17 protein-coding genes, 1 pseudogene and 1 riboswitch are annotated in these 18,334 nt (G+C 73.3%); of the genes and pseudogenes, 8 read left to right on the plus strand and 10 right to left on the minus strand.

Features of this window, described 5'->3' with window-relative positions:
- Positions 1–26 precede the first annotated feature (26 nt).
- The 4 genes from BXY45_RS16330 to BXY45_RS16345 form a co-directional block, all read right to left on the minus strand.
- On the minus strand, positions 27–827 hold the full coding sequence (locus BXY45_RS16330) for an LLM class F420-dependent oxidoreductase (RefSeq protein WP_109775601.1): 801 nt from the start codon (positions 825–827) through the stop codon (positions 27–29).
- A gap of 206 nt (positions 828–1,033) precedes the next feature.
- Complete coding sequence (locus BXY45_RS16335) at positions 1,034–1,951, minus strand: MetQ/NlpA family ABC transporter substrate-binding protein (RefSeq protein WP_109775578.1); 918 nt, start codon at positions 1,949–1,951, stop codon at positions 1,034–1,036.
- Positions 1,938–2,768 carry a methionine ABC transporter permease gene (locus tag BXY45_RS16340; RefSeq protein ID WP_109775579.1) on the minus strand — a complete coding sequence of 277 codons (831 nt, stop codon included), beginning with the start codon at positions 2,766–2,768 and terminating at the stop codon, positions 1,938–1,940. The genes BXY45_RS16335 and BXY45_RS16340 overlap by 14 nt, the downstream gene beginning before the upstream one ends.
- Complete coding sequence (locus BXY45_RS16345) at positions 2,765–3,838, minus strand: methionine ABC transporter ATP-binding protein (RefSeq protein WP_109775580.1); 1,074 nt, start codon at positions 3,836–3,838, stop codon at positions 2,765–2,767. Before BXY45_RS16345 ends, BXY45_RS16340 begins: the two co-directional genes overlap by 4 nt.
- A gap of 306 nt (positions 3,839–4,144) precedes the next feature.
- Positions 4,145–4,256: riboswitch (SAM riboswitch) on the minus strand.
- A gap of 135 nt (positions 4,257–4,391) precedes the next feature.
- Here BXY45_RS16345 and BXY45_RS16350 point away from each other — a divergent pair.
- Complete coding sequence (locus BXY45_RS16350) at positions 4,392–5,141, plus strand: maleylpyruvate isomerase N-terminal domain-containing protein (RefSeq protein ID WP_109775581.1); 750 nt, start codon at positions 4,392–4,394, stop codon at positions 5,139–5,141.
- 55 nt (positions 5,142–5,196) lie between these two features.
- Here BXY45_RS16350 and BXY45_RS16355 read toward each other — a convergent pair whose 3' ends face one another.
- Complete coding sequence (locus tag BXY45_RS16355) at positions 5,197–6,051, minus strand: helix-turn-helix domain-containing protein (protein ID WP_109775602.1); 855 nt, start codon at positions 6,049–6,051, stop codon at positions 5,197–5,199.
- 124 nt (positions 6,052–6,175) lie between these two features.
- On the opposite strand from BXY45_RS16355, the gene BXY45_RS16360 reads away from it, so the two are divergent.
- On the plus strand, positions 6,176–7,483 hold the full coding sequence (locus BXY45_RS16360) for an MFS transporter (protein ID WP_109775582.1): 1,308 nt from the start codon (positions 6,176–6,178) through the stop codon (positions 7,481–7,483).
- A 96-nt stretch (positions 7,484–7,579) separates the two neighbouring features.
- Here BXY45_RS16360 and BXY45_RS16365 read toward each other — a convergent pair whose 3' ends face one another.
- From BXY45_RS16365 to glgC, 3 genes and pseudogenes are all read right to left on the minus strand, one after another.
- Positions 7,580–8,263: a pentapeptide repeat-containing protein gene (locus BXY45_RS16365; RefSeq protein WP_146211242.1), complete on the minus strand. Its 684-nt coding sequence runs from the start codon at positions 8,261–8,263 to the stop codon at positions 7,580–7,582.
- Positions 8,253–9,410 (minus strand): NAD(P)/FAD-dependent oxidoreductase, encoded by a 1,158-nt coding sequence (locus tag BXY45_RS16370; protein ID WP_211319652.1) that lies wholly within the window; start codon positions 9,408–9,410, stop codon positions 8,253–8,255. The genes BXY45_RS16365 and BXY45_RS16370 overlap by 11 nt, the downstream gene beginning before the upstream one ends.
- 98 nt (positions 9,411–9,508) lie before the next feature.
- A pseudogene (gene glgC, locus BXY45_RS16375) lies at positions 9,509–10,753 on the minus strand (glucose-1-phosphate adenylyltransferase); the annotation flags it as partial.
- 117 nt (positions 10,754–10,870) lie between these two features.
- Between glgC and glgA the strand changes: the two are divergent.
- Complete coding sequence (glgA, locus tag BXY45_RS16380) at positions 10,871–12,127, plus strand: glycogen synthase (protein ID WP_109775585.1); 1,257 nt, start codon at positions 10,871–10,873, stop codon at positions 12,125–12,127.
- A 77-nt stretch (positions 12,128–12,204) separates the two neighbouring features.
- Here glgA and BXY45_RS16385 read toward each other — a convergent pair whose 3' ends face one another.
- Positions 12,205–13,068, minus strand: coding sequence for a hypothetical protein (locus BXY45_RS16385; RefSeq protein ID WP_211319653.1), 864 nt, complete (start codon positions 13,066–13,068; stop codon positions 12,205–12,207).
- A gap of 33 nt (positions 13,069–13,101) precedes the next feature.
- Between BXY45_RS16385 and BXY45_RS16390 the strand changes: the two genes are divergently transcribed.
- From BXY45_RS16390 to BXY45_RS16410, 5 genes are all read left to right on the plus strand, one after another.
- The gene (locus tag BXY45_RS16390) at positions 13,102–13,887 is read left to right on the plus strand and encodes an ABC transporter ATP-binding protein (RefSeq protein ID WP_245961873.1); all 786 of its coding nucleotides are present in this window, start codon (positions 13,102–13,104) and stop codon (positions 13,885–13,887) included.
- 120 nt (positions 13,888–14,007) lie between these two features.
- On the plus strand, positions 14,008–14,532 hold the full coding sequence (locus tag BXY45_RS16395; RefSeq protein ID WP_109775586.1) for an NfeD family protein: 525 nt from the start codon (positions 14,008–14,010) through the stop codon (positions 14,530–14,532).
- A 3-nt stretch (positions 14,533–14,535) separates the two neighbouring features.
- Positions 14,536–15,702: an SPFH domain-containing protein gene (locus BXY45_RS16400; RefSeq protein WP_109775587.1), complete on the plus strand. Its 1,167-nt coding sequence runs from the start codon at positions 14,536–14,538 to the stop codon at positions 15,700–15,702.
- A 149-nt stretch (positions 15,703–15,851) separates the two neighbouring features.
- Positions 15,852–16,052, plus strand: coding sequence for a hypothetical protein (locus BXY45_RS16405; protein ID WP_146211243.1), 201 nt, complete (start codon positions 15,852–15,854; stop codon positions 16,050–16,052).
- 12 nt (positions 16,053–16,064) lie between these two features.
- Positions 16,065–17,615 carry a cryptochrome/photolyase family protein gene (locus BXY45_RS16410; protein ID WP_109775606.1) on the plus strand — a complete coding sequence of 517 codons (1,551 nt, stop codon included), beginning with the start codon at positions 16,065–16,067 and terminating at the stop codon, positions 17,613–17,615.
- Positions 17,616–17,846: 231 nt separating this feature from the next.
- On the opposite strand, the gene BXY45_RS16415 is transcribed toward BXY45_RS16410, so the two are convergent.
- On the minus strand, positions 17,847–18,218 hold the full coding sequence (locus BXY45_RS16415) for a hypothetical protein (RefSeq protein WP_109775589.1): 372 nt from the start codon (positions 18,216–18,218) through the stop codon (positions 17,847–17,849).
- Positions 18,219–18,334: the final 116 nt, after the last annotated feature.

The raw sequence follows: 18,334 nt of genomic DNA on the forward strand, positions 1-18,334 counted from the left end.
GGCCCATGATCACGGACGGGGGAGGCTCAGGCGTTCTTCTCGTCGCGCCAGGCGAGCCAGTCGCGCAGACGGCCGAAGTCGTAGTCGGGTCCGCCGGCGCCGATGGTGAACAGCGTGGCGCCGCGGCTCAGCAGGTCTTCGCCGACAACGGCCGGGTCGGAGGTGCCCTCCACGCCGATGCTGCGCTCGACGTCCACCGGCTGCCGGCCGGCCTCGCGCGCCCAGCGGTCGAGGATGCCGCTCTTGCGGGTGAAGGTCTCGGCGTCACCGAAGGAGTGCCACGCGTCGGCGTGCTTGCCGACCATGCGGAGCGTCTTCTTCTCCCCACCGCCGCCGATGAGCACGGGGATGTGGCGCGTGGGTGCGGGGTTGAGCCTGGCCAGGCGGGACTCGATGCGGGGGAGCGCCTCACCGAGGGCGTCGAGGCGGCCGCCAGCGGTCCCGAACTCGTAGCCGTACTCATCGTAGTCCTTCTCGAACCAGCCGGAGCCGATACCGAGGATGAGCCGGCCCTCGCCGCCCTTGGCGGAGATGTGGTCGACCGTGCGGGCCATGTCGGCCAGCAGCTCGGGGTTGCGGTAGCTGTTGCACGTCACGAGCGCGCCGAACTCGATGCGCTCGGTGGCTTCAGCCCACGCGGCGAGCTGGCTCCAGCACTCGAAGTGCAGGCCCTCGGGCTCGCCGTACAACGGGTAGAAGTGGTCCCACGAGAACGCGACGTCTGCGCCGGCCTCTTCGACGGCGGCCACGGTGCGGCGGATGCCGGCGTAGTCGGAGTGCTGCGGCTGGACCTGCACCGCGATCCGGACGGGGTAGCGCTCGCGCAGGGCGCTGACGACCTCGGTGTCGACGGGGGTGGGCTCGGGAGTCTGCTCGCTCACACGATGACCCTAGGCACCGCTCCCGCCGGGCGCAGCCCCGGCGTCGAGACGGCGTGGCCGCCATCGGCAGCCCCTGCAACCCCGATGACGATCAAGGAAGCCGTGCACGCGGGTGCGTGCACGGCTTCCTTGATCGTCGCGGAAAGGGTAGGTCAGCTCGCGTTCAGCGGCAGCAGCACGCCCTTCACGGACGGGTCGTTCGCGAGGAACTCCTGGACCTTCGGGTCCTGGAAGGTCTCGACGAGCTTCTTGATGTTGTCGGCGTCCTTCCAGGTGGAGCCGATGGTCAGCTGCCCGGCGAACTCGTCCGGCGGGGTCGGCGCGAAGATCTGCTGCTCGAGCGGGATCTTGGCCGCGAGGTAGTACTCGGTGTAGCCGACGGCGGCGTCGAGGTCGGGCAGCGCCCGGCTCTGCGCGCCGAAGTCGAGCAGCGTGAACTTCAGGTCCTTCGGGTTGGACGCGATGTCGTCCACGGTCGCGGAGCCGACGTCCACCCCCGGCTTGAGGGTGATGAGCCCGGCCTGCTGCAGCACGTACAGACCCTGCGCCTCGTTGGCGGGGTCGGAGTACAGCGACACCGTGCCGCCCTGGGGGATTTCCTGCGGGGTCTTGTACTTGGCTGACCACAGCCCGAAGCCCCAGCGGAACACCGGCGTGGCGGCCTCCTCCTTGAAGTCGGGGTTGGCCTCCAGCACCTGGCCCAGCCACAGCTTGTGCTGGTAGATCGTGCCGGCCACCTCGCCGTCGCTGACGGCGCGGTTGATGGTGTTCGAGTCCGCGAGGGCCTTGAACGCGACCGTGATGCCGTGGTCGGGGGCGACCTCCTTGGCGATGTACTCGATCAGCGCCTGCTCGCGGGCGTTGCCCTCCGCCGTGGCCACGTAGAGCGTGGCGCCGGGGGTGGTGTTGGCGGTCTCGGTGCCGCCGAGGCGGGGGACGACGACGGCGACGGCGACAGCCAGCACGGCCACCGCCCCGCCGGCGACCCACGGCCACCGCTTGCGCTGCTTGACCTCGAAGCCGTGGCTCTCGGTGCCGCCGGTGGAGGGGCGGGTCTCAGTGGTGGACATCGGTGAGCTCCTTCGGAGAAGCGCTGGCGCTGGTCTGGACGGTGGGGGACGACGACGAGGGCGTCGCGCCGGACGTGCCGGCGCGGCGCTGGCGCGGGACGCGGCGGCGCGAGTGCGGGGTGGTGGCGCGCACGGCGGCGTCGCCGAGGGCCTGAACGACGGCGACCAGAGCCACGAGCACGACGATCGTCGTGATCATCACGTTGTGGTCGAACCGCTGGTAGCCGTAGGTGACGGCCACGTAGCCGATGCCGCCGGCGCCGATGGTGCCCGCAATGGCCGAGTACTCGATCATCGCGATGGTGTTGATGGTCAGGCCGCCGAGGATCGACGGGACGGCCTCGGAGAGCTTGACGCTGGTGAGCACCTGCAGCGGCGAGGCGCCGGAGGCGCGGGCCACGCGGACCAGCGACGGCGGCACCGACCGCAGGGAGTTCTCCACGATGCGGCTGAAGAACGCCGTGCCGGCCAGGGCCATCGGCACCACCGCGGCGGGGATGCCGATGTTGGTGCCGGTGACGAACCGCGTGAACGGCACGAGCGCCGCCATGAGGATGAGGAAGGGCAGTGAGCGGCCCACGCTCACGACAGCGGAGATGACCCGGTGCAGCACGGGTCGCGGCGTGAGGCCGCCGGGGCCGAGCGTGTCGAGCGAGACGCCCAGCGGGACCCCGAGAGCGACGACGATGGCCATCGTCACCCCGACCATGACCAGGGTGTCGCCGAGGGCCGGCAGCACGAGGGCGGGGATCTCCGCCCAGGTCAGGTCGGTGCTCGTGGCCGTCAGGACGGGACTGGCGAGTACGTGAGTGCTCATGCGACGACCTCCAGCGGCTGCTCGAGCGTCCGCGCCGCAGCGCGCTGTTCGGCGGCGTCGGACTCTTCACGCTGGGCGTGCAGCCCAAGGCCGATCAGCGCGGCCTCGACGTCGTCGTCGTCGAGGTGACCGGGGGCGCCGATGACGGCGTGGCCCACAGCCACCCCCGCCACCGTGCTCAGGGACGCGCCCAGCAGCTCGAGGTCGGTGCCGAGGGCCCGGGAGGCGCGGACCAGCCAGTCGGCCGGGACGCGGTGGCCGGCGTGGCTGACCACCCACACCGACCGCTGGGTCGCTGGGCCCGTCGCGCCGTCCTCGGCGATCGAGCCGGCGTGCGCGCGGCGCGGCAGGAGCGCCCGACCGAGCGGTGAACTCGGGGTGTGCAGGAGGTCGACGAGGGCGCCGTGCTCGACGATGCGGCCGTGGTCGAGCCGGGCGACGGTGTCGGCCACCGCGACGACGGTGTCCATCTCGTGCGTGATGAACAGGACGGCGAGCTGCAGGTCGTCGCGGAGCTCCTTGAGCAGCGCCACGATGCTCGCGGTCGCCTGCGGGTCCAGGCCGGAGGTGGCCTCGTCGGACAGGAGCACGCTCGGGCGCAGCGCGAGCGCTCTGGCGATGCCGACGCGCTGGCGCTGACCACCGGACAGCTCGTGCGGGTAGCGGTGGGCCTTGTCGGCCAGGCCGACCCGCTCCAGCAGCTCCGCCACGCGGGCCCTGCGCTGCGCGGGCACCACACCGAGGTGCTTGAGGGGCAGCTCGACGTTCTGCGCGGCGGTGCGTCGGGTGAGCAGGCCGTCGGCCTGGAACACCGTGCCGATGCCGCGGCGGGCCTCGCGCAGGTCCTTCTCGGGCAGAGCGGTGAGATCACGGCCGCCGACGAGTACTGCGCCGGAGGTCGGGCGTTCCAGCAGAGTGACGCAGGCGGCGAGCGTCGACTTGCCGGCGCCGGACGGACCGACGACGGCGGTGATCTCGCCGGGGGAGACCGTGAGGTCGAGGGAGTCCAGCACGGTGGTGGCGTGCTGGCCCTCGCCGTAGGTCTTGGTGAGCGACCTGAGCTCGATCACGGCTCGATCACCGTGGCCTCCAAGGGGTGGTGGGCATGTACGGGCAGGGGGCATCGCCCGCTGGCAGTCACACACAGTGACGGCGAGCGGGAAGTGTGGAGGTGCCGCCGGAGCGGCGGGGGTGCGACGCGCCGTGCAGGGACCTCGCGAGAGCAGCCGTCGTCGGGTGCTCTCGCGAGGGCCGCAGGGTGCTGCTGCCGGGGTCGCCGGCGGGTCAGCGTGCTGCGGTCAGGCGCGTCGCCAGCGACAGTCGCCGCTGGTCAGGCACATCAGAAGGGCGTGCGTGCGCACGTCGGCTCCTCGAAGTCGTCGTCCTTGCGTGTGCCGGTGGGCACACGCCTGGTCTTCACCCGGAGCACCCCATGACGAGCAGGGTTGCCGGCCAGCGAGCCGGGGCTTGGCGCTGGCGCTCATGACCTGGGCAGGACCGTAGCGGGTCGATCGCCCGCGAGTCAACGCTGTGTGACGAACGGCCTGTCAGGATCTCGACGTCCGCTGGCAGGTCCGGGCCTGCCGCCGCCGCTGTCTCGCTCGCTACGGTCCGCGCGTGGAGATGACGCGCGCCGCAGGCCTGGTCGAGCGGGAGGCTGGGCGGCTCGCCGCCGCGCTGTGGTCGGAGGCGCTCGCCGTCGTCGTCCCCGGATGTCCTGACTGGACTCTCGCGGGCCTCGCCCGGCACACCGGCGGGGTGCACCGCTGGGCGCTCTCCGCCCTGCGCACCGCGCCGAGCGGGGACCCCGGCGACGAGCCCGCAGGGCCCGACGACGACGGCGACGTGCCGGCGTGGTTCGCCGCGGGCGCGCAGGAGCTCGCGGCGGTGCTGGCATCGCTGTCCCCGGCGGCGCCGTGCTGGACGTTCGCGGCGGTGGAGGCTCCGGCGACGGCGTCCTTCTGGGCGCGGCGTCAGGTGCACGAGACGGCCGTGCACCGGTGGGACGCCGAGTCCGCGCTGGCAGCGGCCGGCCTCGGCGAGGCGCCCGACCCGGCCGCGTGGCTGGAGGAGGACGTCGCCGCTGACGGCGTCGCCGAGGTGGCCGACGTCATCGCGCGGCGGCAGGTCAGGCTCGGGCGGACGCCGCCGTTGCCGGGGGCGCTGGCGCTGGAGAGCCCGTCCGGGCGGAGCCTGCTCGGAGGTGCAGGTGCTGCTCAGCCGGTTGCGGAGCTGTCAGGCCCTGCACCGGCCCTGCTGCTCCTGCTGTGGCGTCGCACCACCCTCGACGCGGAGCTCGCATCGGGCCGGGTGGCGCTGGCGGGTAGCCCCGACGCCGCAGCACGCCTGCTGTCCGGCGCCCTCACCCCCTGACATCACCGCGCCCCTCCTTTCGCACTTTCCGCGGCAAGTGCGGGAAGGGGCGGGGTCAGGTGGACGGTGCGGCCGACCAGGAACCGAGCACCCGCAGCCGCTCGGCGGTCGGCTCGTCCTGCGGCACGAACAGCACCAGCTCGAGACCGGGGTGGCCGGTGACGGCGAAGTCCTGGTAGATCAGCTCCAGCTGCCCGACCACCGGGTGCCGCAGCACCTTGGTGCCCCAGCACTTGCGCGCCACCTCCCGCAGCGCGCGGATGCTTCGGAAGTCCGGCGACGCCGCCTCGAGTCGGCGCAGGAGCGCGCGGAGTTCGTCGTCGTCGGGGTGTTCTCCCTCCGCCCAGCGGAGCACCCCCGCGACGCGGCGCGCGGTGTCGTGCCAGTCGGCGTAGAGCTCGCGCAGGCGGGAGTCGGTGAAGACCAGCCACGCCAGGTTGCGGCACTCGCGCGGCAGCGCGGCGAAGTCGACGAAGAGCGCAGCCGCCTCGCGGTTCCACGCCAGCACGTCGCGGCGGGCGTTGAGAACGTAGGCGGGCAGGCCGAGCGCGTCGACGAGGTGACGCAGGTGCGGCGGCGACACCTCGGTGCGCCGCGGCCCAACGACCTGCCCGGTGGGCCCCGAGCCGACTCGCGCGAGGTGAGCCAGGTGCGCCAGCTCGTCGTCGGTGAGCCGCAGCACGGCGCCGATCGCTCGGACCACCGACGACGACGGCGTGACGCGCCCCTGCTCCACCCGCTGGTAGTGGTCGACGCTGACCCCTGCGGCGATCGCCACCTCCTCGCGGCGCAGGCCCGGCACCCGCCGCAGGCTGCCCTGCACCTCTGGCAGCCCGACGTCGCCCGGGCGCAGCGCCGCGCGACGGCTGCGCAGGAACTCCCCGATCTCCGACCGCGGGATCTGGCTCACGCAGCCGACCGTACGGGGGCCGCTCGCCGCAGGACGGCGCACCGCGGCCGTCCTGGGTGGCCCTGTCGGAGCCAGGCACAACTCGCCCTCCCGGAGCAGGGTGGCCCGGCACGACGCTCCCGCCATGAGTGCTGTGCCGAGGACGACGACGGACCACGTCCGTCACCAGGCAGCTCACCGGACCGGAGTCGAAGCGACGACGGTGCCACCGAGTCCGCTCCCGACCGAGCTCTCGACAGTGCGCGTTGCGTTGGTCGGCGCGGCCGGGCTGCTCGTGCTGCTCGGGCAGCTCTATCTCCCGCTGCCGCTCCTGCCGCAGCTCGAACTCCTCCCGGGTGCCGGGCCGGGCGCGGGGACGGCGGTGATGACCGCCTTCGCCCTGCCGTACGCCGCGGGCTTCATCCTGCTGGGGCCGCTCACGGACCGGGTGGCGTCGCGCGCGGTGGCGATCGGCAGCGCCGTCCTCGTCGCGGTGGGCTGCGCGCTGGCGGCGGCGGCGCCCACCCTCGACTGGCTGCTCGCGGCGCGGGCGCTCCAGGGGCTCGGGGCCGCGCCGTTCACCCCGGCGGTCATGGTGCTCATTGCCACCCGGGTGGCTCCCGGCGGCCGCCTGCTCGCGACCTCCTCGGTGATCAGTGCGGGAATGGCGTCGGCTGTGGTCGCGCAGGTGGTGGCCCAGGTCGCCGCGCCGTGGATCGGGGTGAGGGGGCTCTTCGCGGCGTCAGCCGGGGCGGCGGTGCTGGTCGCCGTCGTCGTCGCTCTGTCGTTGACCGGCAGTGAGCGTGCGCGCCAGGGGGCAGCGGCCCCGAGAGCGATCGTCGGCGCGTACGCGGCGGTGCTGCAGCTGCTCGCGCGCCCGCGGCTGCTCCTCCTGCTCGGGGCGGCGCTGTGCTACCTCACGGTGTTCGTGGGGCTCTTCGCCGCGCTCCAGCTGGCTCCGCCGGCTGGCGTGGGTGACGACCCGGGCGCTCTCCTCGCCCTGCGCGCTGCGGCGCTCCCGGTGCTCGTGACGGTGCCTCTGCTGGCCGGCCGCCTGAGCAAGACCGCGGGGCGGAAGCGGGCGGCGTGGGCCCTCGCGGTGGGCGCCGGCGCAGCGCTGGCGCTGGGTGTGGCCACGGCCGCCGGTGCGGTGGACGGCGGGGGCGTGGTGGCGGGGGTCGCGGTGGCGCTGGCCGTGGTCGCGCTGGCGGTGGCGGTCGCAGCTCCTGCCACCGTGACGGAGGTGATGGCCGCCGCCCCTGAGGCGCGCGGGGCGGCCAACGCCCTGTACTCGGCGGCGATCTTCGGTGGCGCGAGCCTGGCCACCCCGTTCGCGGCGGCCGCTGTCGCGCTGGTCGGGCCGGGGTCGGCGTTCGCCGTCGTCGCGACGGTCGGCGGAGTGATCTTCGCGGTGGCGGCTGGTCTGGTGCTGGCCGCTACGCGCGCCCCCTGACGGCCCCTCCTTCCCGCACTTTCCGCGGCAAGTGCGCCACCCCAGGCCTGGGAACCGCACTTGCCGCGGAAAGTGCGGGAAGGAGCGAGGGGCGGGTCAGAGGGTGCGCAGGCCGATGTGGGCGGCGAGCAGGGGCGCCAGCGCCACCAGCTGCACCGCATCCACGGTGCATCCGCGCAGCCCGTCGAGGCCGCGCAGGTCTTCCAAGGTCGCGCCGCGCAGGTCGACGTCCTCGCAGCGCGACCCGGCCAGGTCGGCCCCGGTGAGGTCGCTGCCCGCGAACGAGACCCGCCTCAGCTGCGCGCCGGTGAGGTCGGCGCCGCGCAGGTCACATCCGTCGAGCACCACGTCGCTGAGCGACGCGTCGCGGAGGACGACGCCGTCGAGCCGGCACCGCCGCAGCACCACCCTGTCGAGTCGCGCGGTCGGGAGCCGCAGGGCCGACAGCCGCGCGTCGGTCACCTCCGTGTCGGCCCACTGCGTGCGCGCGCCGTCGGCCGCGACCGCCGAGACCCGCTCCCACCGACTGCTGCTGCATCGCATCCCCGCGAGCAGCGCACCGTCGAGCACGGCGTCCTCCACGGACGACTCCAGCACGACCTGCCCCTCCAGCCGCGCCTGCGTGAGCTCCGCGCCGTCGACGAGGGCGCAGTCCCAGCGGCCCGAGAGCAGCACGGAGCGGTCGGCGAGGTCGAGGTCGGGGAGGACGACGTCGGGCGGGCGCGGCGGCGCCGGGCCCGCTGCGCGCCCGGCCGTGCGGCGAGGTGGCCTACTGCCCATGACCACGGAGGGGGTGGATGAAGCAGGACGGCGGCCGCTCGCCGTCCAGCAGCAGCCGCACGGCCGCACGGGCAGCGACCGCACCGACGAGGTTGCCCGTGCCGCAGTACCCGCCCACGGCTGCGACGCGCGCGTCGACGAGGCCGCACAGCGCCCGCCCGGCCGCATCCGGCGCGGTGTAGCCGACCGACGCACCCCACCGGTGCGCCACCTCGCCGGCACCCAGCGTCCGGCCGAGCAGCCGCTCCGCCACGCGCTCGACGTGCGTCTGCACGCGCGGCGTGGGGTCGGTGGTGGTCGTCCACTCGGCCTCCGGGTCGACGTCGCGCCCACCGCCGACGAGCAGGCGCGGGCCCCGACCCGGAACGCCGTCGTCGAGCTGCGCGTAGTCGTAGCCCCACCGCTCGTACACGCCGCACGGCACGCGCTCGCGGACGCGCGCGGCGTCGTCGTCGTCGAGAGGAGCGGTGGCGAGCATCTGCAGCCGCGCGGTGCGCACCCGTGGCTGCTCACCACCGAGCTGGGGGAGGACGACGTCGAGCCGGCCGTCGACGGCCACCAGCACCACGCCCGCGCTCACCACGCCGCGGTCGGTCTCCACGCGGCCGGGCATGATCCGCCGCACGTGGGTGCCCTCGTGCAGGTGGAGCCGAGTCCCGTGATCACGGGCCGCACGCTGCACGTGCGCGAGGACGCCGAGATGGCGGACCACGGGGTTGGCCTGGGCGTCGTCGGGGAGGAACAGCCCCTCGCCGAAGGCGCCGGAGACCTCCTCGACGGCGATGCCGTGCTCGCGCAGGGCAGCGGCCTGCGCGGCGCAGTCGGCGAGCTCGCGGGCGCGCTCGTCGTCGTCGGCATCTACTCCACCCGCCAGTCTCAGCGACCCGGAACGGCGGACGACGCCGGCGGGCAGGACGTCGAGGAGGTGGTCGAGCTCGGCGAGGGTCTGCCGGTAGAGCCAGGTCGCGGGCTCGGCGCCCCAGTCGCGGACGGCGCCGTGGAAGAACGGGGCGGTGCCGCCTAGCAGCAGTCCACCGTTGCGGCCGGCGGCTCCGGCGGCCACGCGGCCCGCGTCGAGACCGACCACCGACAGGCCGCGTGCGGTGAGCTCCTCGACAGCGGCCAGGCCCGAGCCGCCCAGGCCCACGACGCAGGCGTCGGCGGTGACGTCTCCGTCCAGCGGAGACAGGCCCGGCCAGGACGCGACGCGAGGGTCGGCGTCCCAGCCGGGGATGTTCGAGGTGATCAGGGCTCGACGACCTGGTGCTTGCCGACGATGGTGATGCCCGACTCCGTCACGGTGAACCCACGGGCCTTGTCGCGCTCGGGGTCGACGCCGACGGTTGCCCCCTCGGGCACGTCGACGTTCTTGTCGAGGATGGCCCGGCGCACCACCGCGTGGCGGCCGATCTTCACGCCGTCCATGAGCACCGACCTGTCGACCGAAGCCCACGAGTGCACCGTCACGCCGGCGGCGAGCACCGAGTCCTCCACGAGGGCGCCGGAGACCACCGAGCCCGGGCCCACCACCGAGTTGATGGCGTGCCCGATGCGGCCCTGCCAGCCGTGCACGAACTTGGCCGGCGGCAGCGGCGGCTGCTGGCTGTAGATGGGCCACTCGTAGTTGTAGAGATTGAACACCGGGTGCACCGAGATGAGGTCCATGTGGGCCTCGTAGTAGCTGTCGAGCGTTCCCACGTCGCGCCAGTAGTCCTTGTCGCGCGGGGTCGACCCGGGGACGTCGTTGTCCTTGAAGTCGTAGACGCCGGCGCGGCCCTGGTCGACGAACCACGGGATGATGTCGCCGCCCATGTCGTGCCGGGAGCCTTCGAGGGTGGCGTCCTTGGTGACGGCCTCGGTGAGCGCCTTGGCGTCGAAGACGTAGTTGCCCATCGACGCGAGCACCTCGGTGGGGGAGTCCGGAAGGCCCTGCGGGTCCTTCGGCTTCTCCAGGAAGGCGCGGATCTTGCGGCGGTCGGTGGGGTCGACGTCGATGACGCCGAACTGGTCGGCCAGAGCGATCGGCTGGCGGATCGCTGCGACGGTGGCCGCCGCACCGGAGGAGATGTGGCTCTCGACCATGGCCGAGAAGTCCATACGGTAGATGTTGTCCGCGCCGACCACGACGATGATGTCGGGCCGCTCGTCGTTGATGAGGTTGACGTTCTGGTAGATCGCGTCGGCGCTGCCGAGGTACCAGTGCGGACCGCGGCGCTGCTGCGCGGGCACCGGGGTCACGTAGTTGCCCAGCATCGTCGACATGCGCCACGTCATGGTGATGTGGCGGTCGAGGCTGTGGCTCTTGTACTGGGTGAGCACCACCGACTTGAGGTAGCGCGAGTTCACGAGGTTGGACAGGGCGAAGTCCACCAGCCGGTACGTCCCGCCGAAGGGGACGGCCGGCTTCGCGCGGTCTGCGGTCAGCGGCATGAGCCGCTTCCCCTCGCCGCCGGCCAGGACGATGGCCATCACCTTCGGTGCCATGCCGCTGACCTTAGTGCGCTGGTCACGTGGCGCACACGCCGGTCACCCATCCCGGCCGCCGACGGTGTGAGGCGGGTGCGCCCGGGGCGCGCGACGGACCGTCGAGGGTCTAGGTTCCGTGCCGTGCGCGTCGACGTCCTGACCCGTGAGTACCCGCCGGACATCTACGGCGGGGCGGGGGTGCACGTCGCCGAGCTGGTGCGGGTGCTGCGCCAGCTGCACCCCGACGGGCCGGGCGGCCCCCCGCTCGACGTGCGGGTGCGGGCGTGGGGTCTCGCCGATGGGGAGCGCGACGAGCCGGGGACGACGAGCCACCCCGAGCTGGCCGAACTGACCGGGGCCAACGCGGCCCTGCGCGTGCTGGGCGTGGACCTGTCGATGGCCGCCGCGGTGACCGCCGATGCCGGAGCCCCCGGGTCGACGGACCTCGTGCACTCCCACACCTGGTACGCCAACCTCGCCGGGCACGTCTCCGGTCTGCTAGCAGGCGTGCCGCACGTGGTCACCGCGCACTCCCTCGAGCCGCTGCGTCCGTGGAAGGCCGAGCAGCTCGGCGGTGGATACGCCTTGAGCAGCTGGGCGGAGAAGACCGCCTACGAGGCCGCCGCCGCGGTCATCGCCGTCTCCGCCGGGATGCGCGCCGACATCCTGCGCTGCTACCCCACCCTCGACCCCGAGCGCGTGCATGTGGTGCACAACGGCATCGACGCCGACGCGTGGAGCCGTGACGAGTCCCCGGAGGCGCACGACGCCGTCCGTGCGCTGGGCGTGGACCCGGACAAGCCGAGTGTCGTGTTCGTCGGGCGGACCACGCGCCAGAAGGGGCTGCCGCACCTGCTGCGCGCCGCAGCGCAGCTGCCGCCCGACGTGCAGCTGGTGCTCGCCGCCGGCGCACCGGACACCCCCGAGATCGCCGCCGAGGTCGCCGGTCTGGTGGCGGACCTGAAGGCGACCCGCTCCGGCGTCGTCCTCATCGACAGGATGCTGCCGCGCACCGACGTCATCCGGCTGCTCTCGGCGGCCACGGTGTTCGTGTGCCCGTCGGTGTACGAGCCGCTGGGCATCGTCAACCTCGAGGCCATGGCGTGCGGCGCGGCCGTGGTCGCCAGCGCCACCGGGGGCATCCCCGAGGTCGTGGCGGACGGCGAGACCGGGTGGCTCGTGCCCATCGAGCAGGTCCAGGACGGCACCGGCCGTCCGATCGACCCCGCGAAGTTCGAAGCCGACCTCGCCGCCGCGCTCACCGCCGCCACGTCCGACCCCGCCGAGGCCCGCCGTCGTGGTGAGGCAGGACGGCGGCGCGCGGTTGCCGAGTTCGGCTGGGAGGCCATCGGCGAGCGCACCCTCGCCGTCTACCGCGCGGCGCTCGCAACCCGCTGACCTGGCCCGTCCCCTGAGCGTGATCATGGGCGCTGGCCACCTCCACGGGTGGCCAGCGCCCATGATCACGAAGAGGGTTAGGGCTGGGGGGCGGTGCCTGACAGCTCGGCGGTCGCGGTGTTGACGGCGACGGCTAGCGCCCGGCGCGCGACGCCGTCGACCTCGCGCAGCGAGCGCGCGCGGGCGAGTGCCTCGCTGCTGGACACGGCGGCGCCGTCGTCCTCGGTGGCCAGTTCCACGATGGCGCGCACGCGCGCCGCGGAGGCCACCACGCGCACCGCCCGCTCGGGGCAGCCGGGCGGCAGCTCGTGGGTGGCGAGGGCGCCCTCCCGGACGGCGGTGATCCTGTCGGCAGCGTCGTCGCGCCAGCGCGCCACGTCGAGGCTCGCGAGCACGCGTGTGGCCTCCGCCAGCCCGGTGCGCAAGGACCTGTCGGCATCGGCGAGCGTCGTGCCGTCGGGGGCCCGGGGCGACCAGGTGGGGAAGACCCGCCAGGTCACCGCGGCGCCCGGCTCCCACGCCGAGCCGAACCACGTGATCTCCGGCACCAGGCCGAGCCTGCCGACACCCTCGGCGAGGAGCAGCTCGCCGTCGACGAGCACCGCCTCGCCGGCCTCGACGGCCTCCGCGCTGAAGTCCGCCGGGCCGGGGAGGCCGGCCGGGTCTCCTGGGGCGGGCAGCGCGACACGCAGACAGCGGGCACCCGCCGACGCCAGCACGGAGAACAGCTGCACCAGCGTGGCGCCGGCCGTGCCCGCAGGTCCCCCCGGCGAGCTGTCCGCCGCCGCGTCCACGCCGCTGAGCAGGGCTTCCGCTCCCGAGACGTCGTGCGGCTCGTCGGAGCCGGTGATGGCGCGGACGGCAGCATCTGGGGTGGCGCGACCGGTGAGCGCAGCGCTGCCCCAGGCAGCCAGCCGCGCCGAGCGAGGGAGGTGCAGCACGGCGCCACCGTAGGCGCCACTAGGGTCTTCCGCGTGGTCGAGGTCCTCGCGATGGAGCAGGTCACGGTGGTCCGTGGGGGCCAGGAGCTGGTCTCGGGGGTGGACTGGCGCGTCAACGAAGGTGAGCGGTGGGTCGTGCTCGGCCCGAACGGGGCCGGCAAGACGACGCTGCTGCAGATCGCCGCGACGCGCATGCACCCCACCCGCGGCACCGTCACCGTGCTGGGTGAGCAGCTGGGTCGGGTCGACGTCTTCGAGCTGCGCCCCCGCATCGGCCTGGCGAGCGGCAACCTCTCCGAACAGGTGCAGCGATCCGAGCGCGTGCACGACGTCGTCGTCACCGCCGCCTACGGCGTCGTGGGTCGCTGGCGCGAGGAGTACGACACCGCCGACCTCACCCGCGCCGGGGCGCTGTTGTCAGTGATGGGCGTGCACTCCCTGCGCGACCGCCGCTTCGGCACCCTCTCCAGCGGCGAGCGCGGTCGGGTGCTCATCGCGCGTGCGCTCATGACCGACCCCGAGCTGCTGCTGCTCGACGAGCCCGCCGCAGGGCTCGACCTCGGCGCCCGTGAAGACTTGCTCCGCCGCCTCTCGCGCTTCGCCGCGGACCCGGCGGCCCCCACGAGTGTGCTGGTCACCCACCACGTCGAGGAGGTGCCCGTGGGCACCACCCACGCGCTGCTCCTGCGCGGAGGGAAGGTCGTGGAGGCCGGCCCGGTCGGGGAGGTGCTGCGCGACGGCCCCCTCTCGAAGGCCTTCGGCCTGCCGCTGGCCGTGGAGCGCATGGGGCAGCGGTTCACCGCCCGCGCCATCGGCTGACGCGACCGTCCCGGGCGCTCAGACCACCAGGCGACCGTCATGCCTCGCCCGCGGCCTCCCCGGCGCCTCACGGGTGATGCCGTCTCGCCGGGTGTCATCCCCTCCGCCTAGGGTCGTTCCATGGCCGCGCTGTGGTGGGTGATCGGGGCCTTCGTGCTGGCCGGACTCGAAGTCTTCGCGCTCAACCTCGTCTTCGGCACGCTCGTGGTGGGGGCTCTTGCCGGTGCCCTGGCGGCCCTGCTCGGCGGTGACTTCACCGTGCAGGCCATCACCGCCAGCGTCGTCTCGCTGGTCGGCCTGGCCGTCGTGCGCCCGGTGCTCGTCAAGCGGTTCAAGGTCGAAGGGCGCTTCACGGCTACCGGCACCGCAGGCAACGTCGGGCGTCCCGCGCGCGTGCTCGCCGAGGTCTCCGAGCTCGGCGGTCGCGTCAAGCTGCAGGGCGAGGAGTGGTCGGCTCGCAGCGCCGACCCGGCCGCGGTCTTCCCCGAGGGCGCCACCGTGCACGTCGTCGCCATCGACGGCGCGACCGCCGTCGTCGCCGCACCCGCCACGAACACCCACCCACCGACCAACGCGTCGACCGACCTGCCGACCGACCCAGCCGCCGGCTCCTCGCCGTCGGCGCCCCGACCTCCGGAGGGCTGACCCGTGGATCCCACAGGCTTCCTGCTGACCGTCGTCCTCGTCCTGCTGCTGGTCTTCGTGGTCATTACAGTGGTCCGGGCGGTGCGGATCGTGCCGCAGGCGTCCTCGCTGATCGTGGAGCGCCTCGGCCGCTACTCGCGCACGCTCGAGGCGGGCCTGCACGTGCTGGTGCCGTTCATCGACAGGGTCCGCGCCCGCGTCGACCTGCGCGAGCAGGTGGTGACGTTCCCGCCGCAGCCGGTGATCACCAGCGACAACCTCGTGGTGAACATCGACACCGTCATCTACTTCCAGCCCACCGACCCGCGGGCGGCGGTGTACGAGATCGCCAACTACATCCAGGGCATCGAACAGCTCACCGTCACCACGCTGCGCAACGTCATCGGCTCGCTCGACCTCGAGCAGACCCTCACCAGCCGCGACCAGATCAACGGCCAGCTGCGCGGGGTGCTCGACGAGGCCACCGGCCGCTGGGGTATCCGCGTCAACCGCGTCGAGCTCAAGGCGATCGACCCGCCGGCGTCCGTGCAGGACTCCATGGAGCAGCAGATGCGCGCCGAGCGGAACCGCCGCGCGGCCATCCTCACCGCCGAGGGTTCCAAGCAGAGCCAGATCCTCACCGCCGAGGGCGAGAAGCAGTCCGCGGTGCTGCGGGCCGAGGGCGCGGCGCAGGCGGCGATCCTCAAGGCGCAAGGTGAGGCGCGCGCCATCCAGCAGGTCTTCGACGCCATCCACCGCGGCGAGCCCGACCCCGGCCTGCTCGCCTACATGTACCTGCAGACGCTGCCCAAGCTCGCCGAAGGCCAGGGCAACACCACGTGGGTGATCCCCGCCGAGCTCACCGAGGCGCTGCGCGGCATCGGGGCCGCGCTGGGCGGTCGCGACGGCGCCCCCGACGCCGGGTGGGCCGCTCAGGTGCGGCCGCGGCGCGAGCGTCCGCTGGGCGAGCCCGGTACCGACGTCGGCGACGCCTTTGCTGACACCCGGCTCGAAGACCCGACCGACGCGTTGCGCGCCGCCCGCGAGGAGGTGGCGGGCGCCACCCGTGAGGCCGAGCGCAGCACGCCGGAGACCCGCGCGGTTGCCCCGCAGGTCGCGAGGCAGGCGCCCGAGCCCCCCGCGGCGCCGACGCCGCCCGGACCGCTAGCACCGCCGAACAGCGGGTACTGATCGGCCGGACGGGTCGTGGCCGAGGTGGACCGGCCCTTCGGCGTCACCCGCGTGGCCCTACGGGTCTTCTCCCCGTCGTGCGGCGACCCGTTATCGGTGGAGTCTGCGGTTGTCCTGCTGCGCCTCGCTTCCTCGACGGGATGGTTGACGTGAACCCGCTGGTCTCCCTCGTGCTCCTCGTCACGGGTCTGCGCGCCGGTCGCACGGCCGCGGCCTCCGGGAGCTCCGTGCCCGCTGCGGCGTCAGGTGCCCTGGCCGCGGGTCTGGTCGGCCTGGCCGCGCTCGCGGGGCTGACCGCCGTCGTCGTCGCCTGCTGTGTGCTCGGACTGGCGGCGGTCCTCTTCCTCTGATCCGCTGTGGGGGTGTCGGAGCAGCACACCCCTCAGACGGTCCGGTGGCTCTTCGCTGATCAGCTCGGCCCGCACTTCCTCGACACGCCCGACCAGCGGGCCGTGCTCATCGAGTCCAGCAGGGTGTTCGCCCGCCGCACGGTGCACCGTCGCAAGGCGCACCTGGTGCTGTCGGCGATGCGGCACCGCGCCGCTGAGCTCGGGGACCAGGCGGTCCACGTGCGTGCCGCGACCTACCGCGAGGGCCTCGCGCAGGCCACCGAGCAGCTCACCGCTGACGAGCGCGCGGCTGGCCTCTCCGTGAGCGACCCCACCTCTTACGCCGCGCGTCGCTTCGTGCGGTCGCTGGACGGTGTCCACGTGCTGCCCGCGCGGGGCTGGGCGGTCACCCACGAGGAGTTCGCGCACTGGGCGGGGCGCCGCGGTGAGCCCGGCGAGAAACGCCTGCTCATGGAGGACTTCTACCGGGAGGTCCGCCGCCACCACCACCTGCTGCTGGAGCCCGACGGCGAGCCGCTGGGCGGTCGGTGGAACTTCGACCACGACAACCGCGAACCCGCCCCGAAGCAGCCCACCCTCGAGCAGGCGGCCGGGGTTCCGGAGCCGTGGTGGCCGGATGAGGACGACGTCGACGCGCAGGTCCGAGACGACCTCGACCGGATGGCGTGTGACGACGGCGTCGAGTTCGTCGGGGACGACGGACCGCGGCGCTTCGCCGTGACCCGGAGGGAGGCGCTGCACGTGATGCGCGACTTCCTCGAGCACCGGCTGGAGGCGTTCGGCACCTACGAGGACGCGATGCTCGCCCGCGACCGGTGGATGGCGCACTCGCTGATGTCCGTGCCGCTCAACCTCGGGCTGGTGCACCCGCTGGAGGTGGTGCAGCGCGCCGAGGCGCGCCACCGCGAGCACGGCGCGCGCCTGGCCAGCGTGGAGGGCTTCGTCCGACAGGTGATCGGCTGGCGCGAGTGGGTGTGGCACCTCTACTGGCACCTCGGGGAGGACTACGGCCAGCGCAACGCGCTGGGCGCCACCGAGCCGATCCCAGAGTGGTTCGCCGACCTGGACGCCAGGGGCGAGGTGCGGGCAGCGTGCCTGTCCGACGTGCTCGGCACGGTGCGCGAAGAGGGCTGGGTGCACCACATCCCGCGCCTCATGGTGCTCGGCGGGTACGCCCTCGCCCGCGGGTGGAACCCGCAGGAGATGACCGACTGGTTCCACACCCGGTTCGTCGACGGGTACGCGTGGGTGATGGCGGCCAACGTCGTCGGGATGAGCCAGCACGCCGACGGCGGGGTGATGGCCACCAAGCCCTACTGGTCTGGCGGGGCCTACATCGACAAGATGTCGGACTACTGCGGGCGCTGCCCGTACGACCCGAAGAAGCGACTCGGCGACGACGCTTGCCCCTTCACCGGCGGGTACTGGGCGTTCACGGCCCGGCACCAGGAAATGCTCGCGACAAACCCGCGCACATCACGAGCGGTGAGTGGCCTGCGGCGGCTCAAGGACGCCGACGCGGTACTGGCTCAGGAAGTCGATCGGGGCTCCAGCGCGCCATAGACGCTCCCGCTGACGCCTTGCGGGTCAGGAAGGAATCGCTGAGCCAGCCGGTGGCGCTGTCTGGCTCGTGTTGGCCTTCCGGGCGTTCGCGATGGCGGTCACGCTTGCGGAGACGGGTTTGCCCTTGGCCCTGGAACGCTCGACCTTCAGGCGAGCGGCCTGGACTTGAGCTGGTGTGACCTTTACGAGCTTTGCCACGGGCCTCGCTCCTCCTCGGGTCGCAACACTGTCTCAATCATCGGCTTCGGTGTCGACCTCCACGACGTCCGCTTCTTCACCGGCCTCCTCGATCTGCTCGACCGGACCCGCCAGCACCGCATCGAGAACGGCATCAAGGAGGGCGTCATCCGGGGCCTGCAGCAACTCTGATGTGCTCAGGGCCTGTAGCGCTGCTACTCCGAGTCGCGCCTTTGCATCGTCGGTGGAGACGGCCTGCTCGGCTGCCCACCGCAGCATGCGCATCGTCTCTTCGCGACGTCTCCAGATGTCGAGCTCGGTGGCGCCACGTCGGAGTAGCAGGTTGCCGATCAAGACGGCCATGAACGACAGGATCGGTGTGCCGATGCCTACGGCGTACAGGGCCCAGGTCGGCAGGCTGGTCACGATGCAGACCGTAGCGGCACTCGATCACTCGAAAATGACCGAGAGGTGCGCTGGGAGGTGACTCAGGCGGCCTGGGCTTCGGCGTCGGTGAGAGCGACGTGGAAGCCGAGGCCTTC

Source organism: Quadrisphaera granulorum (genome assembly GCF_003149145.1).
Lineage (GTDB): Bacteria > Actinomycetota > Actinomycetes > Actinomycetales > Quadrisphaeraceae > Quadrisphaera > Quadrisphaera granulorum.

Coding starts and splice junctions, on each gene's coding strand:
- BXY45_RS16335 (WP_109775578.1), bottom strand. CDS start 1,951: ATGTCCACCACTGAGACCCGCCCCTCCACCGGCGGCACCGAGAGCCAC.
- BXY45_RS16340 (WP_109775579.1), bottom strand. CDS start 2,768: ATGAGCACTCACGTACTCGCCAGTCCCGTCCTGACGGCCACGAGCACC.
- BXY45_RS16350 (WP_109775581.1), top strand. CDS start 4,392: ATGACGCGCGCCGCAGGCCTGGTCGAGCGGGAGGCTGGGCGGCTCGCC.
- BXY45_RS16360 (WP_109775582.1), top strand. CDS start 6,176: ATGAGTGCTGTGCCGAGGACGACGACGGACCACGTCCGTCACCAGGCA.
- BXY45_RS16365 (WP_146211242.1), bottom strand. CDS start 8,263: ATGGGCAGTAGGCCACCTCGCCGCACGGCCGGGCGCGCAGCGGGCCCG.
- BXY45_RS16395 (WP_109775586.1), top strand. CDS start 14,008: ATGGCCGCGCTGTGGTGGGTGATCGGGGCCTTCGTGCTGGCCGGACTC.